This window comes from Streptomyces sp. NPDC037273 (assembly GCF_055603625.1).
Genome location: NZ_JBVJVO010000029.1, coordinates 1 through 18,896, shown reverse-complemented (window position 1 = coordinate 18,896; position 18,896 = coordinate 1). Strand labels below are relative to the sequence as shown.

Below are 18,896 nucleotides of genomic sequence, written 5' to 3'. Positions count from 1 at the left end.
CGCGTGATCACCGCCGCCATGGTCGACCTGGCCGAGCTGATCCAGCGCGGCACAGACCGGCCGGTCGTCACCGACCCGCGCAACGTCGTCGTGCCGTGCGTGCTCGTGGAGCCGCCGAACATCGAGCCGGACGGCACCATGTGCGGCGCCCGGAAGCACACGTTCTACGTGCGGGCGATCGGCGCCCCCGGCGCATGGGTCGAGCTGGGGCCGCTGGCCGAGCTGCTCGAAGAGGTGCTCGCCGCTCTGGAGGAGGGCCCCGGCTACACCTTCGCCGAGCTGACTTACTTCAACCCGCTGACGCCCGGCACGTCCACCGAGCCGTCCCTCTGCTACCGGATTACCACGGAGGTCTACGCATGACCGTCAACGAATCCCGGCTCAAGAGCGGAGAACTCTCGCTCGGGCCGGAGGCTACGCCGCTCCTGACGATCGCCTGCCAGGCAACCGCCGTCAGCCTGGAGCCGTCGTTCAACGAGGGCGACCCGGTGGAGGTGCTGTGCGGTGACTCCCTGCCGGGAGACGCGTCCACCACGTGGGTGCTGAAGTTCACCGGCATTCAGGACTTCAGCGACCCCAAGGGCTTCGTCAACTTCGCCTTCGACCACGACGGCCAGGCGCAGCCGTTCACGTGGACCCCGAACACCGACACCGGCCCGACGTACACCGGCACGGTCACCGTGCGGGCCGTGCTCGTGGGCGGGGACGTGGCCAAGAGGATCACGTCTGATGCGGAGTGGCCGTGCAACGGCAAGCCGCAGCGCACCGACAAGACCCCGCCCGGAACGACCGCGACTTCGTCACAGAAGTCGCAGCCGGCCCCGACGCAGAGTGACGCGAGCGTAGGCGCGTGAGCCGTGGCCGGGACCGTCTACCGCGTGGATGGGGGACGCGAGATACGCAGGGCCCTGCGCCGAGCAGGGCCCGAACTCCTCGATGAGCTCAAGGCCGAGCACACCTGGTTGGCGAACTTCGTCGAGCAGCGCGCCGAGGCCTTCGCACCCCGCCGGACCGGCCGCCTCGCGGCCACGATGCGCAGCTCCGGCACCCGCACCATGGCGACCGTTCGCGCCGGACGCGCGTCCGTCCCCTACGCCGGTCCTATCCACTGGGGCTGGCCCGCCCGCCACATATCCGCGAACCCATGGATCGCGCTCGCCGCGCAGCGCAGCGAGGGCCAGTGGGCCGCGCACTACGAACAAGCCCTCGCACGACTGATGGAGAGAGCAAGTGGAGCCTGACCGCTGGATTTCCGACTTCCAGGACCTGACCGGTCTGGAGACCGACCGGGCGTTCGAGATGATCGGCCTGGACGCCGCCGCCGTCAGCGCCCGGCCGTTCTCCCTGGCGTGCGCGGTGGCCGTCGTCATCGCCCAGCGCGACGACCCCACCATCCCTGACGAGCGGTGGATGACGCTCAAGAACAGGGACGTGGAGCTGGTCTCTGAGCTGGACCCGGCCGATGAGCTGGACCCTACGTCTGCCGGGTCAGAGAGCGGGTGATCCTCGCCAAGGCGTACGGGATCAGCCCCGCCGAGATCCGGCAGCTGACCAACTTCGAGACCGCCGTCATGTGGCAGATCCTCGACGAGATCCACCAGGCGGAGAAGGAGGCCAACCGTGGGTAGGCCCGCAACCCTCGCCATCCGCATCACGGCCGACGCCCGGCGCGCCACCCAGGGTGCCGCGCAGGCGCAATCCGCCTTCGACCGGCTCACCGGCACGCTCAAGGGCGTGGCCGTGGCCGCCGCCGCTGCCGCCGGTCTCGACTCCCTGCGCCAGTTCGCCACCGACGCCGTGCAGGCCGCGTCCGAGGTGCAGCAGAACTACGGCGCCCTGGACGCCGTCTTCAAGAAGAACGCCGACACGATGAAGGCATGGGCGAACGGCGCCGCCCAGTCGGTAGGCCTGTCCAAGCGGGAGTACTCCGGGCTTGCCGTCACGCTCGGGGCGACGCTGAAGAACCTGGGGGTCTCCCAGGACAACCTGGGGGGCACCACCAATGACCTGATCAAGAAGGCCGCTGACCTCGCGAGCATGTTCGGCGGCACCACGAAGGAGGCCGTGGACGCGCTCACGTCCGCGTTCCGGGGGGAGTCGGACCCCATCGAGCGGTACGGCATCTCGATCAACGAGACCGCCGTCAAGGCCTACCAGGCGGCGCACGCCGCCGAGAAGCTCACCGCGACTCAGGCCCGCATGCGCCTGATCTACGAGCAGTCGACCGACGCGGCGGGCAACTTCGCCAAGGAGTCCAACACGCTGGCCGGGCAGCAGCAGCGGCTCACCGCCCAGTGGGACAACCTCAAGGCCGCCATCGGCGCACGGTTCCTTCCCGCGCTCACCGCCGCGTTCTCCTACCTCAACGCCACCGCGCTACCCGCGCTGAAGAGCTTCGTACGAGGGGTGGCCGACTTCGCCGGCGGTGTGGCCCGGGTCATAGCCGCGGTTGCGCCGTACGCCGCCGCCGTCGGTGCCGTCGCCCTGGTCCTGGCCGGTCCCTACCTCGCCGCGCTCGTCACCGCGAACGTGCAAGGCCTGATCTGGGTGGCGCGGCTCGGCGTCCAGGCCGCCGCCGTCAACGCCGTCTCCATCGCCACCAGGGCGTGGGCCGTGGTGCAGGGCGTCCTCAACGCCGTCATGGCGCTGAATCCGATCACGCTCGTCTTCGCAGCCATCGTCGCCCTGGTGGCCGCCGTCGTCATCGCCTACCAGAAGTCCGAGAGCTTCCGGAAGATCGTCGACACCGTATGGCAGGCGCTCAAGTCCCTTGGGTCGCTCATCGGCGGGGCGATCCTGGCCGCACTCCGGAGCATGCGGGACGCCGTCGGCTGGGTCATCGACAAGACGATGTCGCTCATCAACTGGCTCGGTCGGATCAAGGTCCCCTCGCCGCTCGGGCTGATCAAGGCCGCGCTGATGGCCGGACGCGACGCCGCCGGGTGGCTCATCGACAAGACATCGTCGCTCATCAACTGGCTCGGCCGGATCAAGGTCCCCTCGCCACTCGGCCTGATCAAGTCCTCGCTCCTGGGCATCCGCGACGCCGCCGGATGGGTCATCGCCAAGGTCCAGAGCCTCATCACCTGGCTCGACAAGATCCCCGGCGGAGGACTCCTGTCCAAGGCCCTGGACGCAGTCTCACGCTCCGCCCCGGCTGCCCCCGGCGCCCGGAGCATGCTCGCCGCCCCACAGGCCGGCCAGACCGGACGGGCGATGACGCTCCTGTCCCCGACCGTGTACGTCACCATCGACGGCGAGCAGCTGCAAGCTCGCATCACCCGCACCTCCGCGACGATCACCCGCCGCGCGCTCCTGACGGAGGGCGAGCGCCTGGCCGCCGGGGGGTGGGCCTGATGGCGCCGTGGCCGCAGCCCCGCATGACCCTGACGGCCGTGGTCGCATCGGACAACCGCGCCAGCACCGTGTTCACCGTGACCAACGCCAAGAAGGACGGCGTCGTTCTGGTCGACCCCGGTGACGGCTCCGGCCCGGTCGTCCGCATCACCCTGTCCGGCGGCACCGGCTCCTCATCCCCCTACCGGTACTTCTGGGCCGGGCACCACGTCTACACCGCCACCGTCACCACCCCCACCAACCCGTGGTGCGACCCGTGGGCCGACCTTCCCGCCCTCGCCACCACGTGGGCGGATCTCCCTCCGGCTGTCGAGACGTGGGAGGACGTCACCCGCACCTCGGAGACCGCGACGACCACTGTGGAAGTCGACGTAGGCGCGGCGACGATCTGGGCCGCCGTCATCCCCGATCAGCCCATCGGCTACGTCCAGGTGTCCACCTGGATCTCACAGGCGCAGAACATCGTCAGCTGGACCGTCACCCGCAACGCCCCGGGCGCCCCCTCCGTGATGTCCGTCGACATCCACGTCGGCGAGACGCATCCCGGCTCGTACAGCCTGGAAGACCGCGAATGCCCACTCGGCATCCCGGTCACCTACACACTCACCGCCGTGGAGAAGGCCGGGAGCGTCATCACCGTGACCTCGGAGCCGGTCATCCTCGCCGGTACGCGCGGATGCTTCCTCACCGACACCCAGTCCGGCCGCACCGTCCCCGTACAGGTGCAGGCGTGGGAGGAACGCAAGCGGACGGCCCGGCAGTCGGTCCTGCCCATCATCGGCCGCGCTGCTCCCGTGGTCCTGTCCGACAAGCACCTGACCCCCGCCGGCCAATGGAACCTACTCACCCGCACCGAGGGGGAGTTGAGCCAAACGGTGGACGTCCTCACCGCCTCCCGGCTCGTCCTGCTGCGTACTCAGCCGGGCTCCTCGCTCGCCACCACCTACGCCGCCGTGGGGGACGTCACCGAGACCCGCGTCTACCCCGGCGACGGAGCAGCATGGGAACGGTTCCTCGCCGTGGCCGTGCAGGAGGTCGACCCGATCCCCGCCACCGCCAAGGCGCTGCACGTCTCCTGGGCCACCGTCGCCGGGGCCTACGCCACGTGGGCCGACGTGGACGCCGCGTTCCCCACGTGGCAAGACCTGTCCGAGTGGAACCCGCAATGAGGCCCGCGCCCGCCGTCTACCGCGCCGTGCTCCCCGCCTCCCACACGGTCCTGTGCCAGGTATCGGCCTACCGCGCCGGGAAGCTCCTGGCCGACCGCGTCCCCGTCACCGAGGGCACCCTCACCTACGACGACACCGCGACCCTGCGCCGCCGCCTCGCCCTCACCGTGCCGCAGCGCGACCCGATGACCGGCCGGTCATGGGACCCCGCCGACCAGCCGAACCACCCCCTGGCCATCTACGGACAGACCCTCCGCGTCCGGCTCGGCGTCGCCCTGCCGGACGGCACCGCCATGCTCTTCGACCACGGCCACTACCTCGTCACCGACTGGTCCCGCGACGAGACCGAGCGCACCGTTCAGGTAACCGCCGTCGACCTCTCCCAGCGCCTGGTGGACGCCCGGCACTACACCACCGAGACCCCCACCAAGGGCAACACCTACGCCCAGGAATTCACCCGGCTCGTGAACGGCATCCTGCCCGTCGTCATCGACCGCGCCCTACCGGCCACCAAGGTCAACCCCGCCACCGTGTGGGACCGCGACCGCGTCAAGAACCTCACCGACCTCTGCGACGCATGGGGCGCCCGCTGGTACATCGGAGACGACGGAGCCGTGCACGCCGCGCCCGCCTACGGGCCGGTCACGTCGACCACCCCCTACGCCGTACGCCTCACCGCCGGGGACCGGGGCACCGTCGTCACCCGCTCCCGCTCCGCCACCCGCGAGCGGCTGTACAACGCCGTGATCGTCACCGGCAAGACCAACGACACCGCCGGGGGCACCGCGACCGTGGCGCCGTGGGGCGTCGCCGAGATCACCGACCCCGCATCCCCGATCCGAGTCAACGGCCCCTATGGCCGCAAACCCCGGTTCTACACCTCCGAGATGCTCACCACCGCCGCCGAGTGCCGCGCGACCGCATCGACCATGCTCACCGGCGCGTCGTCCGTCTCCCGCACCGAACCCATCACCGCCGTCCCCGACCCCGCCCTGGAGCTCGGAGACGTCGCCGAGGTCATCACCTCCGGCGCCGCCTGGAAAGGCCGCGTCCAGACCATCACCCTGCCGCTCACCGCAGAGTCCGGACCCATGACGCTCGCCCTCGCGAACAAGCCCGCCGACGACGACGAGGGAGCGCGCACCCGCCCCCCGGCCGTCACGCAAACCGAGGCCGGCCGCGACCCAGCGTAAGGAGAAGCGATGCCCACCCCCGCCCAGGTACTCAATTCCCGAGGCGCGCCCCCGGCCGTGCCCCGGCTCCTGGTGGGCACGCTCACCGCCCCCTACACCGGCACCCGCGCCACCTTCCAGCTCGCCGCCGGAGGCGGAGAGACAGAGTGCGTCGTGCCCGTCTCCCTCGCCATCCCAACCGGCTCCGTCTGCCTCCTCGCCATCACGCCGGAAATCAACGTCGTGCTCCACCGGCTGTGGGACCCGCCCACCGCCACGACCACCGAGGACGCGTCATGACGAAGTACACCCCGAACCTGGCGATCCCCTACCCCGAGGACTCCGACGCGCCCCGGGGCTGGGAGCAGATGCAGAACATGGCCCAGGCCGTCGACCCCATGGGCCGGTGGGCCGCCTGCTACGGCTCCAACTTCACCACCGAGACCAGCGGCGGATTCAAGCCGCTGAAGGTCACCCGCCGCGACGGCTCCGCCGACATGGCCGCCGCCAGCATCGGCTACGGGATCACGATCCAGCAGCCGGGCTACTACACCTTCGGCCTGTTCATCCGCTTCGTCGGCAAGACCGGCAACTTCTCCGCGATCCTCTACCCCTCCGCACCGACCTACGGCGTCCACCCCGTCGCCAACACCTTCACCAACGCATGGTCGGCAACGGACGTCGCCTACCAGAGCGCCGGAGCGACCGTGTACCCCTTCGCTGACGCCTACTCCGTCGCCATGGAGATCAAGGAAGTCTCGTACTGGGTCCGCTGGCTCGGCCCCGCCACCAACCAACAGGAAGCCGCAGACGCCGCCGCAGCCGACTCGGCGAGAGCGCAGCCCTACGAGGGGTGAAACGAGAGGGGCGTAGCGGTTGACCGCTACGCCCCTCTCACGTCTCCTGCGACTACCTCACGCCATCGACGAAGGCCGCCCAAGACGCCGCGCCGAAGACCAGCGCAGGGCCGCCGGCGACCTTCGAATCACGCACGGGGACCCATCCGGGGAAGCTGTCCGAGACCTCGACGCAGTCACCGTTGCTGCCCCCGCTGAACCGGGACTTCCGCCAGACTGCCTTGTCCAGGTCGTGCTTGCTGATCATGTTCGTGTTCCTCCGCAGCTTCGTCCAGAAGGGCGAGTGATGCCCCCACCGGCAGAGCCTCGCTCAGGGCAAGATCGTAAGCAGTGCGGCACCTTTCGACCACGGCCGGGTCGTCCAGAACCCGGCCCGTGTACAGGCCCTCAACATAGGCCACCGGCGCGTCACCCCGGAACTTCATGAGGTGCAGCATGCTCTCCATCAGGGCGTGTGCCCCATGGGTGAAGGGGAGCACGTGGACTCTGACCCGCCCGAGTCGACCGAGCTCCGCGATGTGCCGCAACTGCGCCGCCATCACCGCACCGCCGCCGACCTTCCGGCGCAGCACGTTCTCGTCAAGAAGGGCCCACACCTCCGGGCCGTCCGGTTCGGCGAGAACAGCCGATCGGCCGATTCGGTTACGGACGCGCTTCTCTACATCTGCGGGTGTGTGGTTGGGCGAGAAGGCTTCGAAGACCGCCGTGGCGTACTCCGGTGTTTGAAGGAGGCCGGGAACGAGCGAGGCCGCGTAGAGCCGCAGCGATACGGCTAACCTCTCCAACTCGGCCGCCGCCGCGAAATGATCAGCGAACCGCCCCTCCTCCAGTTCGGTGCGCCACCGGGTGAAGAACCCGTCCGTACCCAGCGCCGAGTCGATTCGCCGGGCGTCCTCAATCCTCGGCCGCCGTCGACCAGACTCAAAGTGGCCGATCATCTGCGGGGAGATCACGACCACCTCACCGAGCGACGCCTGAGTGAACCCGGCGGCCTCACGCCGCCGCGCCAGCTCCTTGCCGAAGAACTCTTGCAGCGAGAGTCCCGGGTCATCGCCCTCAGTTCCAGCCATGGCCAACGCTCCTTCCTGCAAAACCAGTTGGAGGGCCCACCCTGCTAGAACCGTAGCGCCGGCCAGCCGAAGCTGTGAGGGAAAGCAGACGAACTCACCTCTGGAGGCAGCGGAATGAACGCCCCCTCACTCCGTTTCACCCCCGGCCGAGGATTGGCGCTCGACCGCATCCCCGGAGCAACGGGACAGGTCCAGCGGATCACCTGCGAGGACAGCAAGGAGCGAATTGCTCTCCCCTTGTACAGCCGCGTCGACGGCAAGCACGCCGGTGACGGCGCCCTGTGGATGAGCCCAGTCGAGGCCGAGCAGCTCCTCGCCGACCTGACGTTCGTCCTCGACAACGGACAGGCGCTCTCATCCCTCGCGGCTAGGGGCTGGTGATCCGATACCTCGGGCGCTACGCCGGACTGATCTGCACCGCCGTCGTCGCCTGCTCCACCGTGCTCGCAGTCGCCCTCGCCATCGTGGGGACGCCGAGCAACTAGACCATCCGCCCCCGGCGTGGCCCACCCGTTCCGAACCGGGGGCGGATGTCCAACCCGTCCGCTACAGAGAGAGGACAACATCATGCAGTGCCAGGCTTGTGGTGCCAGCTGTATCCAGGGCCCGAACGGCCAGTGGACGTGCAGCCAATGCTCATGGGGAACCGGGGTTGCGCCCGCCACGACGGCGGTAGCCTCCGGGCATGTCCACCACACCCCAGCCCGCTAACCCTGGACCCAGTCGGCCGGAGATCGCTCGGCCGGAGATCACGCAGACCAACTGCCGCCGATGCGGAGTCCTGATCAAGGGATTGAACCAGCGCTATGCGTGCCGTGCCTGCGGATGGGTCAACCACCACTCCGAAGGCTCGCGGCCGCTCCCTACGGCCGAGGATGATCCCGACTACAAGGCTCCGTGACCCCCCTACGAGCGCGGTCTCGTACCTCACCACAGCCCGGTGAGGTACGGGGCCGCGCTCCGCTGCGCGTCACGACTGGCGCAACGATTCGCCCCGCATCGTCGGACGGCTGAGCCTGCGCGTCTCGGCGTTTATGGAGGTCCGTAGAGATCGCCCTGCCGAGATTGTGAGCCGTCTGAGCCTGGTCTCGTACCGACGCCATAGGCGCCGTTCCCTGGTGTCCACAACTTGACCGTATTGGGTTTTACGTACCTCTGGTGCCCAAGACACTGGCCGCCGAAAGTGTGACGAGAGGGACCTTGTAGCATCGAGGGGCGTTCCATAAGTCGACCGTGCGAAGCACCGGCCCCACCTGCGGGACGTCCATCTGAGTGGGAGATATTGCCTGACATGAGCGCACACCTGGCACTGACCCAGCTTGTCCCCTTCGCCGCCGAAGAGCTGGACAAGAACAAGGTGACCCCCGGCGTCCTCGGCTTCGTCGTCTTCGCCGTCCTGGCCCTCGCGGTCTGGATGCTGATGAAGTCGATGAGCCGGCACATGGGCAGGATCTCCTTCGAGGAGACCCCGGACCCGGCCGCCGCCCCGGACACCCCGGCCACCGCCACCCCCGCCAAGTAGCGGCACCGCCCCCCGGCCCGTACCCCACCGGTACGGGCCGGAGGCGTGCGCCCGCGCGGCGCGCGAACGGCGGCGGACACGGGGAAACCGCGACACCGCTGCGGCAGGATGGGCCCCATGCCGAACCGACTGGCCCATGAGACCTCCCCGTACCTCCTGCAGCACGCCGACAACCCCGTCGACTGGTGGCCGTGGTCCGCCGAGGCCTTCGACGAGGCCCGTCGCCGCGACGTCCCCGTCCTGCTGAGCGTCGGGTACAGCTCCTGCCACTGGTGCCACGTCATGGCGCACGAGTCCTTCGAGGACGACGCCACCGCCGCGCTGGTCAACGAGCACTTCGTCGCCGTCAAGGTCGACCGGGAGGAGCGCCCCGACGTCGACGCCGTCTACATGGAGGCGGTCCAGGCCGCGACCGGTCAGGGCGGCTGGCCGATGACCGTCTTCCTCACCCCGGACGCCGCTCCCTTCTACTTCGGTACGTACTTCCCGCCCGAGCCCCGCCACGGCATGCCCTCCTTCCCCGAGGTCCTCGAAGGCGTCCGCGACGCCTGGTCCGGCCGACGCGAGGAGGTCGCCGAGGTCGCCGAGCGGATCGTGAAGGACCTCGCGGGCCGCTCCCTCGCCTACGGCGGCGACGGCACCCCCGGCGAGGAGGAGCTCGCCCAGGCCCTGCTCGGCCTCGTCCGCGAGTACGACGCCACCCGCGGCGGCTTCGGCGGCGCCCCCAAGTTCCCGCCGTCGATGGTCCTGGAGTTCCTGCTCCGCCACCACGCCCGCACGGGGGCCGAGGGCGCCCTGCAGATGGCCGCCGACACCTGCGAGGCCATGGCCCGCGGCGGCATCTACGACCAGCTCGGCGGCGGCTTCGCCCGCTACGCCGTCGACCGCGCCTGGGTCGTCCCCCACTTCGAGAAGATGCTGTACGACAACGCCCTGCTCTGCCGGGTGTACGCCCACCTCTGGAAGGCCACCGGCAGCGACCTGGCCCGCCGCGTCGCCCTGGAGACCGCCGACTTCATGGTCCGCGAGCTCCGCACCCCCGAGGGCGGCTTCGCCTCCGCGCTCGACGCCGACAGCGACGACGGCACGGGCAAGCACGTCGAGGGCGCCTTCTACGTGTGGACCCCGGAGCAGCTCGCCGAGGTCCTGGGCCCGGAGGACGCCGCCCTCGCCGCCGCCCACTACGGCGTCACCGAGGACGGCACCTTCGAGCACGGCAGCTCGGTCCTCCAGCTGCCGCAGGATTCCGGGGTGGCCGACGCCGAGCGGATCGCCTCGATCGCCGCCCGGCTCCTCGCCGCCCGCGAGGAGCGCGAGCGCCCCGGCCGCGACGACAAGGTCGTCGCCGCCTGGAACGGCCTCACGATCGCCGCCCTCGCCGAGACCGGCGCCCTCTTCGGCCGCCCCGACCTCGTCGAGCGCGCCACCGAGGCCGCCGACCTGCTCGTCCGGGTCCACATGGACGAGCAGGCCCGGCTCACCCGGACCTCCAAGGACGGCCGGGCCGGCACCAACGCGGGGGTCCTGGAGGACTACGCCGACGTCGCCGAGGGGTTCCTCGCCCTCGCCGCCGTCACCGGCGAAGGCGCCTGGCTGGAGTTCGCCGGCTTCCTCCTGGACATCGTCCTCGACCGCTTCGTCGCCGAGGGCGGCGCGCTGTACGACACGGCCCACGACGCCGAGGCCCTCATCCGGCGCCCCCAGGACCCCACCGACAACGCCGCCCCGTCCGGCTGGACCGCGGCCGCCGGAGCGCTCCTCACCTATGCGGCGCACACCGGCTCGGAGGCCCACCGCGCCGCCGCCGAAGGAGCGCTCGGCGTGGTCAAGGCCCTCGGCCCGCGCGCGCCCCGCTTCATCGGCTGGGGCCTCGCCGTCGCCGAGGCCCACCTCGACGGGCCCCGGGAGGTCGCCGTCGTCGGCGCCCCGGACGACGGGGCCTTCCAGGAGCTGCGCCGTACCGCCCTCCTGGCCACTGCCCCCGGCGCCGTCCTCGCCGCCGGTGTCCCCGACAGCGAGGAGTTCCCGCTCCTCAAGGACCGCCCGCTGGTGACCGGCCGGCCGGCCGCGTACGTCTGCCGTCACTTCACCTGCGACGCACCCGTCACCGACCCGGCGGACCTGGCGGGGAAGCTCGGCGCCGGCCGCTAGAGAACGGGTACGGCCCCGCCACCCCTCCGAGGAGGGACGGCGGGGCCGCACCGTTGCCGAGCGGCGTTGCTCAGCTGTTGCCGGCGCCGTTGCCGGACAGCACGGGGATGTCGCTGAGGATGTGCGACAGCGGCTCGTCACCCTTGGCCTGGGTGGAGTTCTCGGTGCACTGCTGGTTCTGCGGGGAGGACAGGACGTTGATGTCCTGGACGGTGACCGGGATGAGGCCGATCAGCGAACCGGCGTTGACCTTGGCCGGCAGACCCACGCAGGGCTTGTTCAGGGAGCCCTGGACGAGCGCGAACTGCGGGCTCATGTCGCCGTGGGTGCTGGAGTTGCCGAACTCCTGGTGGGCGCCGTTGCCCGACAGCGAGGTGGTGCCGCCGTCGTCGGCGATCGCCAGCGCCTGACCGGCACCCGCCGCCGTCGCGCCGAGAACGGACGCGGCCACAGCAGCCGTCGCCAAGAGCTTCTTCATTGTTCAGGCCTTTCGGGATACTGGCTCGCTGAGTGCCGAGCCGCGCTGATCAACTGGTCAGAAGCCCGGAGGTTCCGGGAAGTCCACCGGACGGCCTACGGGCAGATGAGCGAAGCCCCCGACGCGGGCCGGTAGGTGCCCACCGAGATCTCGCTCGGCGCCACGGCCGAGGCCTCCGGCAGCGGCTGGTCCGCGCGCAGCCGCCCGAAGACCTCCGCCGCCCCCTCCTCGTCCCAGGCGAGCGTCGAGCCGACCCCCTGGATGTCCGGGTTGAAGCCGCGCACGGGGACGGTCGAGAACTCCATGCGGTCCGGCGGCAGGTCCCGCAGACGGGCGGCGAGCGTCAGCAGCTCCGCCGTCGAGATGCCCCGCTCGGTCTCGCCGGTCCCGCGCAGGGTCGCGGCGAACACCTCGAGGGCCGCCGGGTCGTCGAGGACGCCCTCGCGCAGCCGCTCCAGGGTGTTCACCACGAACTTCTGCTGCTTCTGGATCCGCCCGAAGTCCATCTTCCCGTCGGCCCGCCGCGACCGGACGTACTGGAGCGCCTCGCCGCCCGCGACCCGCTTGGTGCCGGGCTGCAGGTCGATGCCGGTCACCGGGTCCTTGAGCGGGTCGACCGTACAGACGGGGACTCCGCCGTCGACGCGGTCGACGGTGTCCATGAAGCGCCGGAAGTCGATCTCCAGATAGCGGTGGACGGGCAGTCCGGTCATCGACTCGACCGTCTCCACGGTGAAGGCGGAACCGCCTTCCGCCCAGGCGTTGTTGATCTTCGCGGGATGCGCGGCGTGCATTTTCCCGGTACGCCGGTCGCGGTGCTGGTCGGGGAAGGTGGCGAGCGAGTCGCGCGGCAGGCTCACCACGCTGATCCGGTCGTTCTCCGCCGACACGTGCACGAGCATGATGACGTCGGTGCAGTCGCACTCCTGCCCGCCGAGCTTGAAGTGCTCCTTCTCCTCCTCGGTGACCCCCTTGCGGCTGTCGATGCCGACCACCAGGAGGTTCAGCCCCTGCTCGGGGGCGGGAAGGTCGGTGGGGGCGGCGGCGAGGGCGCCGGGGGCGAGGGCGGCGAGAGCGGTGAAGGCCGCCGAGGCGAGCAGCGCGCGGCGGAGTCTCCGGGAACGCGGGAATTTCATGCCCGCACGGTATTTCGACCCTGCTCGTACACAGGTACGCGACGCGACATGAACAGTTCGAATCACTCTCCTGCGGCGCCTGTGTAATGATGCGGGAATCGCAGCGGAAGGAGCGAAGATGGCGCCGGATCCCGGAAAATGGGAACGGATGGCCTTCATTCCGAAGAGCCGATATGTGAGTGAACCACCCCCTCCCGACCGCACCCCATTCCCGCTGTATTCCGCCCTGGTGACCCAGTGGACGCAGGCGGGCCGCACGGTCCCCGGCATGCCGGACCGCGAGTGGGAACGACTGATGGCCACCCCGGTCTGGCCGACCTGGTGACAGCGCGAAAGGGGCCGCCCCGGAGGGCGGCCCCTGACGTGTGAACGTCGTCGCGCGGAGGCGGAACGTCAGTTGTTGCCGACGCCGTTGCCCGACAGGACCGGGATGTCGTCCAGGATGTGCGAGAGCGGCTCGTCACCCTTGGCCTGGGTGGAGTTCTCGGTGCACTGCTGGTTCTGCGGGGAGGACAGGACGTTGATGTCCTGGACGGTGACCGGGATGAGGCCGATCAGCGAACCGGCGTTGACCTTGGCCGGCAGACCCACGCAGGGCTTGTTGAGCGAGCCCTGGACGAGCGCGAACTGCGGGCTCATGTTGCCGTACGTGGCGGAGTTGCCGTACTCCTGGTGCGCGCCGTTGCCGGACAGCGAGGTGGTGCCGCCGTCGTTGCCGATGGCGAGCGCCGGGGAGGCGACGGCGGCGGAGGCGCCGACGATGGAGACGGCCGCGGCCGCGGTGGCCATAACCTTCTTGATCACGGGAGTTCCCTTCTAGAACCGGCTCCGTGCAGGGAGCGGCCTGATCAACTGGCCACGGACGCAAGGGTTCCGCTGTGTCACCCCCTTGGCGGAGCGCACGCGACAGCGCGAAACGGGGGCCCAGTCGAACGAGTGAAGCGCCGGAACCAAAGTCGCCGCCCGCAGTTGATCCCGTCGCATCAATCAGGTCGATTGGTGGGAACAGGAACGGAATCACCGTGATCAAGAAGATTATGGCGGCTGCGGCTGTTACGGCCTCTGTTGTCGGCGCTTCTGCCGCGATGGCCTCCCCGGCGCTTGCCACCGCCAACGACGGCGGCACCACCTCGCTCAGCGGCAACGGCGCCCACCAGTCCTTCGGCAACTCGAAGACCAAGGGCGACATGAGCCCCCAGTTCTCGGCCGTCCAGGGCTCGCTGAACAAGCTCTGCCTCGGTGTTCCGGTCAAGGGCAACCTCGGTTCGCTGATCGGCGCCATCCCGATCACGGCCCAGGACATCAACGTCCTGTCCTCCCCGCAGAACCAGCAGTGCGCGGAGAACTCCACCCAGGCCAAGGGTGACGGCCCGCTCTCGCACATCGTCGAGGACATCCCGGTCCTCTCCGGGAACGGCGCCTACAACAGCTGATCCGCGGTGCGGAGAACAGGGCCGGAGGGAACGCGGAGTTCCTTCCGGCCCTGTCGTGTGCGGGCGATCGTGCGGGCAATGGGGTGAAAGAGGAGACGTGTCCGCTGTTTCGGTTTCCTTTCCGAGGTGTGTTCGTTGTGTTCTGTGGTGCGGAAATTCATTCCGCCGAGGAAAGGATCCAGACGAAAATGAACTGTAAGAAGGCTGCGGCCGTCATCGCCGGAATCGTCATGGCCATGGGTGTCGCCTCGCCGGCCTTCGCGGACGCGGACGCGCACGGTGCGGCGATCGGTTCGCCGGGCGTCCTCTCCGGCAACGTCGTCCAGGTCCCGATCCACGTGCCGATCAACGTCTGCGGCAACAGCGTGAACGTCATCGGCGCGCTGAACCCGGCGGCCTTCAACACCTGCGTCAACGCCTGACCCCAGCGCGGCACACAGGCACAGGGGCCGGCCCCGGAGAGCGTCCGCTCCCCGGGGCCGGCCCTTCCTCATGCCGTGACCGGTGCCTTCCCGCCGGTACGAGGCCGGCCCACCGTCCCGGCCGGGACACCGGACCGCAGCCGCTGCCGCACCCCCTTCACCAGCCGCCCCGCCGTGTACTCGGCGCCGAAGACGAACCGCATCGACGGGCCGTACGAAGGGGCGGTGAGCAGCCCGGCGAGGAACAGGCCAGGCCACGAGGACTCGAAGAGTCCGCCGACCTCCGGCGCGCCGCCCGCGCCGACCGTGCGCAGCGCGCCGCGCAGATCGGCGGAGAGCACGCCGGCCCGGTCCAGGCTCGGGGTGAAGCCGGTGGCCGCGATGACGTGGTCGGTCTCCAGAACCCTCGTCCCCTCGGGCCCGGCGACGTCGATCCGCAGCCGCTCGTCCCCGGTCACCGCGGCGGAGGTGATCCGCTGCCCGAGGCGTACGTCCCCGATCGCCGCGAACCGCTCGCGGAGCCACCAGGCGCCCGCCGGGCCGAGGGCCGAGTCGAAGATCCGCTCGCGGGTGGTGGCCGGCAGGCGCCTGAAGACGCCCGGGGTGTCGGCGTACAGCTTGTTCTTCCAGCCGCAGCCGAGGCCCGTGTGCGGGGCGCGCAGGGAGGGCCAGAGGCCGCGGTCGAGGGCCGGGGGCAGGGTGTTCCAGTTCAGCCGGTCCGCGCGGGCGATGATCCGGACGGTGGCGGCGCCCTGTTCGGTGAGGAGCGCGGCGGTCTCCAGGGCCGCCTGGCCCGCGCCGACGACGGTGACGTCACGGCCGGCGAAGCGGTCGAGCTCGCCGTGGTGGCTGGAGTGGGTGACGTACCTCCGGGGGAGTCCGCGCAGCGGGCCGGGGATCTCCATGAACGGCAGGACGCCGACGGCGAGCGCCACCGTCCTGGCCCGGAGCCCCTCGCCGTCCTCGGTCCGCAGCTCGAAGCCCTCGGCGACGGGCGCCACCGAGGCGATCAGGCGCTCGTCGAGCGCGGGCACGGCCTGCCGGGCGAACCAGTCGCCGTACGCGGCGAAGAAGTCGACCGGCAGCGGCACGCCGTGGGTGGCCCGGACGCCCCGGGTCTCGGCGTAGGCGTCGAGTCCGTACACGCCCTCCGGGTCGGAGAGGTGGGACGCCCAGGGCTCCGACTTGAGGAACATGCCCGAGGGCATGGCGTGCCAGGACTCCATCGAGCGGCCGAAAGTCCGGAGGTTCAGTCCGTGGGCCGCCGCGTGCGCGGCCACGGACAGACCGTAGGGTCCGGCCCCGACGACCACCAGGTCGTACATCGGCTTCGACGACTTCGACATCGTGCCTTCCGCCTTCATCGTTGGGTGAGCTGGTTGGAGGAGGTGCGGGCCGCGGGCGCCGACGGGACGGCTCCCGGGCGCGTACGGCCCGCGGGGAGCAGCCCGCGGAGCGCGGTGAACGCCCTGCGGAACAGATGGGCGACCCAGGCCCGGCCCATGGCGAGCGCGGGCCCCGGGTCGTCGGCCGCGCACCAGGCGTACTCGGTCCGCCGCACGGCACCCGGCTCGGGGGCGTACCGGCGGCGCGGCGAGGCCAGCAGCGAGAGCGCCGTGTAGTTCTCGACCAGGAACCGGCGGCCGTACGCGGGGGAGTGCGGCGGCACCGGCCGGCCGGTCAGGTCCAGGTGGAGCGCCCGGACCACGTCCAGGCCGTCCGCGTCGGCGAAGAGCCGGAACTGGGCGCCGGGCCGGGGGTTGAAGTCGAGGAGGTGGTACGCGCCGGTCGCGCGGTCCAGCCGGAAGTCCAGGTCGCACACGCCCCGGTAGCCGAGCGCGTCGAGGAGCTCGCGGGCCGACCGGTCCACGGCCGGGTTCACCGACCAGCGGCCCACGGCCGTGAGCCCCGCCCCGTCCGGCCAGGACCGCTCCTTGCGGCCGGTCGCCCCCGTCGTGCAGCGGCCCGCCGCGTCCACGTACCCGTGGAAGAACCAGTCCAGGTCCCGGCCCGCCGGAAGGAGCTCCTGGAGCAGCAGCCGGCTGCCCGCCTCCGGGGTACGGGCGTACAGCTCCCGCACCTCGGTGAGCGACCGGACGATCGTGGTGCTGCGCAGACCGCCGCCGGCCGGCAGCAGCCAGGGCCGGCTCCACTTGGCGATCACCGGCAGACCGAGCGACCACGCCATGGCGGCGGCCTCGTCGGCGCCCGTGGGCAGTTCGGTACGGGGATGGGGGAGGCCCAGCGCCGCACACGTCTCGGCGAGCGCCGCCTTGTCCGCGACCCGCAGCAGCTGCTCCTCGGTCTGCTCGGGCAGCAGGAGGCGGGGGGCGAGTTCGGCGCGGTGCCGGGCCAGCGCGAGGGCGCTCACATCGTCCAGCGGCACCGGCAGAACGGGATGTGACGGATCGTCGGTGATCTCCCCGGCCATCCGCGCGAGGAGGGCCGCGAGGTCCGCGGCGGAGGTCTCCGCGGGGCGCGCGCGGGCGGAACGGAGATAGCGGGAACGGGCGACCGGACTGGTGCTCGATTCGATGACGGCATGGACCGGAATTCCCGCCCGGCCCAGCGAGCGCGTGGCTCCCAGGGTGCCGTGATGAAAGGGGTTCCGGTCGAGCCGGACCAGGACGGCGGGGACACGGGTGTCGAAATTCTGGCGGCGCAGCACGGCATGCCCTTCCTCTCGGGTGCCCCAACTGGGCGATGAAATCCTCTAATGGACTACTGATCAGAGGGAAGCCGAGTTCACGGTCGGCTCATTAGGAATACTTTCGGAGCATCGGATTGACGGATCATCAAAAAGCGAACGACGCCAAGGAGTGGCCATGGCAGCTGCGCAACGGAGAACTTCGAGAAGATGGCTGGGGGTGTTCACCGCCGGCCTCCTCGCCACGGGCTCAGTCGTCCTCTCGTCCCCCGCCCACGCCACCGACTCCGTCACCACGAGGGACCCGGTACCGACACTCGCCGGCGCCATGGGTGCCTTCCTCGATTCGGGCGCGCTCGGGGTCGCCCGCATCGGACAGCTGGAGCGCTGGCTCGGCGGCCACGAGCTCCGCGTCGGCCACACCTACCTCCCCGGCGAGCAGTGGAGCAGCATCGAGGGACCCCCCGGCTTCCTCGACGCCTGGGCCGACTGGCGCAACGAGAAGACCGACCGCCTCTTCGTCCTCAACGTCCCCATGCTGGAACGGAACGAGGCCGGCGTCTCCGACCACGAGGTCCGCCGCCAGCTCCAGCTCGGCGCCGCCGGCTACTACGACCACCACTTCAAGACCCTCGCCGAACGTCTCGTCGCGCTCAACGCCACCGACACCGTCCTCGTGCTCGGCTGGGAGATGAACGGCACCACCTACACCCACCGGTGCGCGCCCGACCCCACCGCCTGGAAGAAGTACTGGAACCGGATCGTCGCCACCATGCGTTCCGTCCCGGGCCAGAAGTTCCGCTTCGACTTCAACCCGAGCCGCGGTCGCGACGCCGTCCCGTGGACCGAGTGCTACCCCGGTGACGACGTCGTCGACATCATCGGCATGGACTCCTACGACCAGCCGCCGGGAATGAGCTTCGACCAGCACGTCAACGAGCCGTACGGGCTCCAGAAGCAGGTCGATTTCGCCGCCGAACACGGAAAGCAGATCTCCTATCCCGAATGGGGGCTCTTCCGGAACGGCGACAATCCCACGTACATGCGGCGCATGCTCGAATGGATGAAGCAGCACAAGCCGCTCTACCACACCATCACCGACTACTGTCCGCACGGCGTCTGGCAATGCGACGACAACCCGCAGTCGTCCCTCGTCTTCCGCCAAATGCTGTACGGCACCGAACCCGAACTCCCGACCCAGCCGACGGACCCCGTCGACCCGGTCGACCCGACGGACCCCGTCGACCCGACGGACCCGGTGGACCCCGTGGACCCGGTGGACCCGACCGACCCGGTCGACCCCGTGGACCCGACCGATCCGGTCGACCCGACGGATCCCACGGACCCGGTGGACCCGGTGGACCCGACGCTCCCCGAGCCGAAGCCGGAGCCCAAGCCGGAACCGAAGCCCGAGCCGAAGCCCGAGCCCAAGCCGGAACCGAAGCCCGAGCCGAAGCCCGAGCCCAAGCCGGAACCGAAGCC

General features: G+C 70.5%; 23 protein-coding genes. 16 read left to right on the top strand and 7 right to left on the bottom strand.

Going from position 1 to position 18,896, the window contains the following annotated elements:
• The first annotated feature begins 3 nt into the window (after nucleotides 1-3).
• The 10 genes from ACZ7G1_RS38070 to ACZ7G1_RS38025 are packed head-to-tail and all read left to right on the top strand — an operon-like array spanning nucleotide 4 to nucleotide 6,555.
• Nucleotides 4-363, top strand: a complete 360-nt coding sequence (locus ACZ7G1_RS38070; protein WP_470877811.1) for a hypothetical protein — start codon at nucleotides 4-6, stop codon at nucleotides 361-363.
• On the top strand, nucleotides 360-854 hold the full coding sequence (locus ACZ7G1_RS38065; protein WP_470877812.1) for a hypothetical protein: 495 nt from the start codon (nucleotides 360-362) through the stop codon (nucleotides 852-854). The genes ACZ7G1_RS38070 and ACZ7G1_RS38065 overlap by 4 nt, the downstream gene beginning before the upstream one ends.
• Before the next feature lie 24 nt (nucleotides 855-878).
• Nucleotides 879-1,241 (top strand): hypothetical protein, encoded by a 363-nt coding sequence (locus ACZ7G1_RS38060; protein ID WP_470877813.1) that lies wholly within the window; start codon nucleotides 879-881, stop codon nucleotides 1,239-1,241.
• Nucleotides 1,231-1,503: a hypothetical protein gene (locus tag ACZ7G1_RS38055; protein WP_470877814.1), complete on the top strand. Its 273-nt coding sequence runs from the start codon at nucleotides 1,231-1,233 to the stop codon at nucleotides 1,501-1,503. Before ACZ7G1_RS38060 ends, ACZ7G1_RS38055 begins: the two co-directional genes overlap by 11 nt.
• The gene (locus ACZ7G1_RS38050) at nucleotides 1,500-1,628 is read left to right on the top strand and encodes a hypothetical protein (RefSeq protein WP_470877815.1); all 129 of its coding nucleotides are present in this window, start codon (nucleotides 1,500-1,502) and stop codon (nucleotides 1,626-1,628) included. The genes ACZ7G1_RS38055 and ACZ7G1_RS38050 overlap by 4 nt, the downstream gene beginning before the upstream one ends.
• Nucleotides 1,621-3,357 (top strand): hypothetical protein, encoded by a 1,737-nt coding sequence (locus tag ACZ7G1_RS38045; RefSeq protein ID WP_470877816.1) that lies wholly within the window; start codon nucleotides 1,621-1,623, stop codon nucleotides 3,355-3,357. Before ACZ7G1_RS38050 ends, ACZ7G1_RS38045 begins: the two co-directional genes overlap by 8 nt.
• Nucleotides 3,357-4,526 carry a hypothetical protein gene (locus ACZ7G1_RS38040; RefSeq protein ID WP_470877817.1) on the top strand — a complete coding sequence of 390 codons (1,170 nt, stop codon included), beginning with the start codon at nucleotides 3,357-3,359 and terminating at the stop codon, nucleotides 4,524-4,526. The genes ACZ7G1_RS38045 and ACZ7G1_RS38040 overlap by 1 nt, the downstream gene beginning before the upstream one ends.
• Complete coding sequence (locus ACZ7G1_RS38035; RefSeq protein WP_470877818.1) at nucleotides 4,523-5,719, top strand: hypothetical protein; 1,197 nt, start codon at nucleotides 4,523-4,525, stop codon at nucleotides 5,717-5,719. Before ACZ7G1_RS38040 ends, ACZ7G1_RS38035 begins: the two co-directional genes overlap by 4 nt.
• 9 nt (nucleotides 5,720-5,728) lie before the next feature.
• Nucleotides 5,729-5,998 carry a hypothetical protein gene (locus ACZ7G1_RS38030; protein ID WP_470877819.1) on the top strand — a complete coding sequence of 90 codons (270 nt, stop codon included), beginning with the start codon at nucleotides 5,729-5,731 and terminating at the stop codon, nucleotides 5,996-5,998.
• Nucleotides 5,995-6,555, top strand: a complete 561-nt coding sequence (locus ACZ7G1_RS38025) for a hypothetical protein (protein ID WP_470877820.1) — start codon at nucleotides 5,995-5,997, stop codon at nucleotides 6,553-6,555. The genes ACZ7G1_RS38030 and ACZ7G1_RS38025 overlap by 4 nt, the downstream gene beginning before the upstream one ends.
• Nucleotides 6,556-6,607: 52 nt before the next feature.
• On the opposite strand, the gene ACZ7G1_RS38020 is transcribed toward ACZ7G1_RS38025, so the two are convergent.
• Together ACZ7G1_RS38020 and ACZ7G1_RS38015 are read right to left on the bottom strand one after the other, a co-directional pair.
• A complete protein-coding gene (locus tag ACZ7G1_RS38020) occupies nucleotides 6,608-6,802 on the bottom strand; it encodes a DUF397 domain-containing protein (protein ID WP_470877821.1) in 195 nt (64 codons plus the stop codon).
• A complete protein-coding gene (locus ACZ7G1_RS38015; protein WP_470877822.1) occupies nucleotides 6,732-7,625 on the bottom strand; it encodes a helix-turn-helix domain-containing protein in 894 nt (297 codons plus the stop codon). Before ACZ7G1_RS38015 ends, ACZ7G1_RS38020 begins: the two co-directional genes overlap by 71 nt.
• A gap of 114 nt (nucleotides 7,626-7,739) precedes the next feature.
• On the opposite strand from ACZ7G1_RS38015, the gene ACZ7G1_RS38010 reads away from it, so the two are divergent.
• The 3 genes from ACZ7G1_RS38010 to ACZ7G1_RS38000 all read left to right on the top strand — a co-directional run bounded on the left by ACZ7G1_RS38010 (nucleotide 7,740) and on the right by ACZ7G1_RS38000 (nucleotide 11,298).
• Nucleotides 7,740-8,006, top strand: a complete 267-nt coding sequence (locus ACZ7G1_RS38010) for a hypothetical protein (RefSeq protein WP_470877823.1) — start codon at nucleotides 7,740-7,742, stop codon at nucleotides 8,004-8,006.
• Nucleotides 8,007-8,916: 910 nt separating this feature from the next.
• Nucleotides 8,917-9,147 (top strand): hypothetical protein, encoded by a 231-nt coding sequence (locus tag ACZ7G1_RS38005; protein ID WP_470877824.1) that lies wholly within the window; start codon nucleotides 8,917-8,919, stop codon nucleotides 9,145-9,147.
• A 117-nt stretch (nucleotides 9,148-9,264) separates the two neighbouring features.
• Complete coding sequence (locus ACZ7G1_RS38000) at nucleotides 9,265-11,298, top strand: thioredoxin domain-containing protein (RefSeq protein ID WP_470877825.1); 2,034 nt, start codon at nucleotides 9,265-9,267, stop codon at nucleotides 11,296-11,298.
• A 70-nt stretch (nucleotides 11,299-11,368) separates the two neighbouring features.
• Here ACZ7G1_RS38000 and ACZ7G1_RS37995 read toward each other — a convergent pair whose 3' ends face one another.
• From ACZ7G1_RS37995 to ACZ7G1_RS37985, 3 genes are all read right to left on the bottom strand, one after another.
• The gene (locus ACZ7G1_RS37995) at nucleotides 11,369-11,776 is read right to left on the bottom strand and encodes a rodlin (protein WP_470877826.1); all 408 of its coding nucleotides are present in this window, start codon (nucleotides 11,774-11,776) and stop codon (nucleotides 11,369-11,371) included.
• 95 nt (nucleotides 11,777-11,871) lie between these two features.
• Nucleotides 11,872-12,912 (bottom strand): LCP family protein, encoded by a 1,041-nt coding sequence (locus ACZ7G1_RS37990; protein ID WP_470877827.1) that lies wholly within the window; start codon nucleotides 12,910-12,912, stop codon nucleotides 11,872-11,874.
• Nucleotides 12,913-13,305: 393 nt separating this feature from the next.
• Nucleotides 13,306-13,716, bottom strand: a complete 411-nt coding sequence (locus ACZ7G1_RS37985) for a rodlin (protein WP_470877828.1) — start codon at nucleotides 13,714-13,716, stop codon at nucleotides 13,306-13,308.
• Nucleotides 13,717-13,934: 218 nt separating this feature from the next.
• Here ACZ7G1_RS37985 and ACZ7G1_RS37980 point away from each other — a divergent pair, with 218 nt between their 5' ends.
• Both ACZ7G1_RS37980 and ACZ7G1_RS37975 read left to right on the top strand, forming a co-directional pair.
• A complete protein-coding gene (locus ACZ7G1_RS37980; RefSeq protein ID WP_470877829.1) occupies nucleotides 13,935-14,345 on the top strand; it encodes a rodlin in 411 nt (136 codons plus the stop codon).
• 188 nt (nucleotides 14,346-14,533) lie between these two features.
• Complete coding sequence (locus tag ACZ7G1_RS37975) at nucleotides 14,534-14,767, top strand: chaplin (protein WP_470877830.1); 234 nt, start codon at nucleotides 14,534-14,536, stop codon at nucleotides 14,765-14,767.
• Between the two features lie 68 nt (nucleotides 14,768-14,835).
• Here ACZ7G1_RS37975 and ACZ7G1_RS37970 read toward each other — a convergent pair whose 3' ends face one another.
• Together ACZ7G1_RS37970 and ACZ7G1_RS37965 are read right to left on the bottom strand one after the other, a co-directional pair.
• On the bottom strand, nucleotides 14,836-16,092 hold the full coding sequence (locus ACZ7G1_RS37970) for an FAD-dependent oxidoreductase (protein WP_470877893.1): 1,257 nt from the start codon (nucleotides 16,090-16,092) through the stop codon (nucleotides 14,836-14,838).
• Between the two features lie 35 nt (nucleotides 16,093-16,127).
• A complete protein-coding gene (locus ACZ7G1_RS37965; protein ID WP_470877831.1) occupies nucleotides 16,128-17,435 on the bottom strand; it encodes a carboxylate--amine ligase in 1,308 nt (435 codons plus the stop codon).
• A gap of 157 nt (nucleotides 17,436-17,592) precedes the next feature.
• On the opposite strand from ACZ7G1_RS37965, the gene ACZ7G1_RS37960 reads away from it, so the two are divergent.
• The coding region (locus tag ACZ7G1_RS37960; protein ID WP_471204429.1) for a glycoside hydrolase family 26 protein at nucleotides 17,593-18,896 on the top strand (1,304 nt) is incomplete at its 3' end.

Bases quoted from the DNA above. Each gene is read 5' to 3' on its own strand.
- ACZ7G1_RS38065 (WP_470877812.1), top strand. From the start codon at position 360: ATGACCGTCAACGAATCCCGGCTCAAGAGCGGAGAACTCTCGCTCGGG.
- ACZ7G1_RS38040 (WP_470877817.1), top strand. From the start codon at position 3,357: ATGGCGCCGTGGCCGCAGCCCCGCATGACCCTGACGGCCGTGGTCGCA.
- ACZ7G1_RS38035 (WP_470877818.1), top strand. From the start codon at position 4,523: ATGAGGCCCGCGCCCGCCGTCTACCGCGCCGTGCTCCCCGCCTCCCAC.
- ACZ7G1_RS38030 (WP_470877819.1), top strand. From the start codon at position 5,729: ATGCCCACCCCCGCCCAGGTACTCAATTCCCGAGGCGCGCCCCCGGCC.
- ACZ7G1_RS38025 (WP_470877820.1), top strand. From the start codon at position 5,995: ATGACGAAGTACACCCCGAACCTGGCGATCCCCTACCCCGAGGACTCC.
- ACZ7G1_RS38020 (WP_470877821.1), bottom strand. From the start codon at position 6,802: ATGATCAGCAAGCACGACCTGGACAAGGCAGTCTGGCGGAAGTCCCGG.
- ACZ7G1_RS38015 (WP_470877822.1), bottom strand. From the start codon at position 7,625: ATGGCTGGAACTGAGGGCGATGACCCGGGACTCTCGCTGCAAGAGTTC.
- ACZ7G1_RS38010 (WP_470877823.1), top strand. From the start codon at position 7,740: ATGAACGCCCCCTCACTCCGTTTCACCCCCGGCCGAGGATTGGCGCTC.
- ACZ7G1_RS38005 (WP_470877824.1), top strand. From the start codon at position 8,917: ATGAGCGCACACCTGGCACTGACCCAGCTTGTCCCCTTCGCCGCCGAA.
- ACZ7G1_RS38000 (WP_470877825.1), top strand. From the start codon at position 9,265: ATGCCGAACCGACTGGCCCATGAGACCTCCCCGTACCTCCTGCAGCAC.
- ACZ7G1_RS37995 (WP_470877826.1), bottom strand. From the start codon at position 11,776: ATGAAGAAGCTCTTGGCGACGGCTGCTGTGGCCGCGTCCGTTCTCGGC.
- ACZ7G1_RS37990 (WP_470877827.1), bottom strand. From the start codon at position 12,912: ATGAAATTCCCGCGTTCCCGGAGACTCCGCCGCGCGCTGCTCGCCTCG.
- ACZ7G1_RS37975 (WP_470877830.1), top strand. From the start codon at position 14,534: ATGAACTGTAAGAAGGCTGCGGCCGTCATCGCCGGAATCGTCATGGCC.
- ACZ7G1_RS37970 (WP_470877893.1), bottom strand. From the start codon at position 16,092: ATGTACGACCTGGTGGTCGTCGGGGCCGGACCCTACGGTCTGTCCGTG.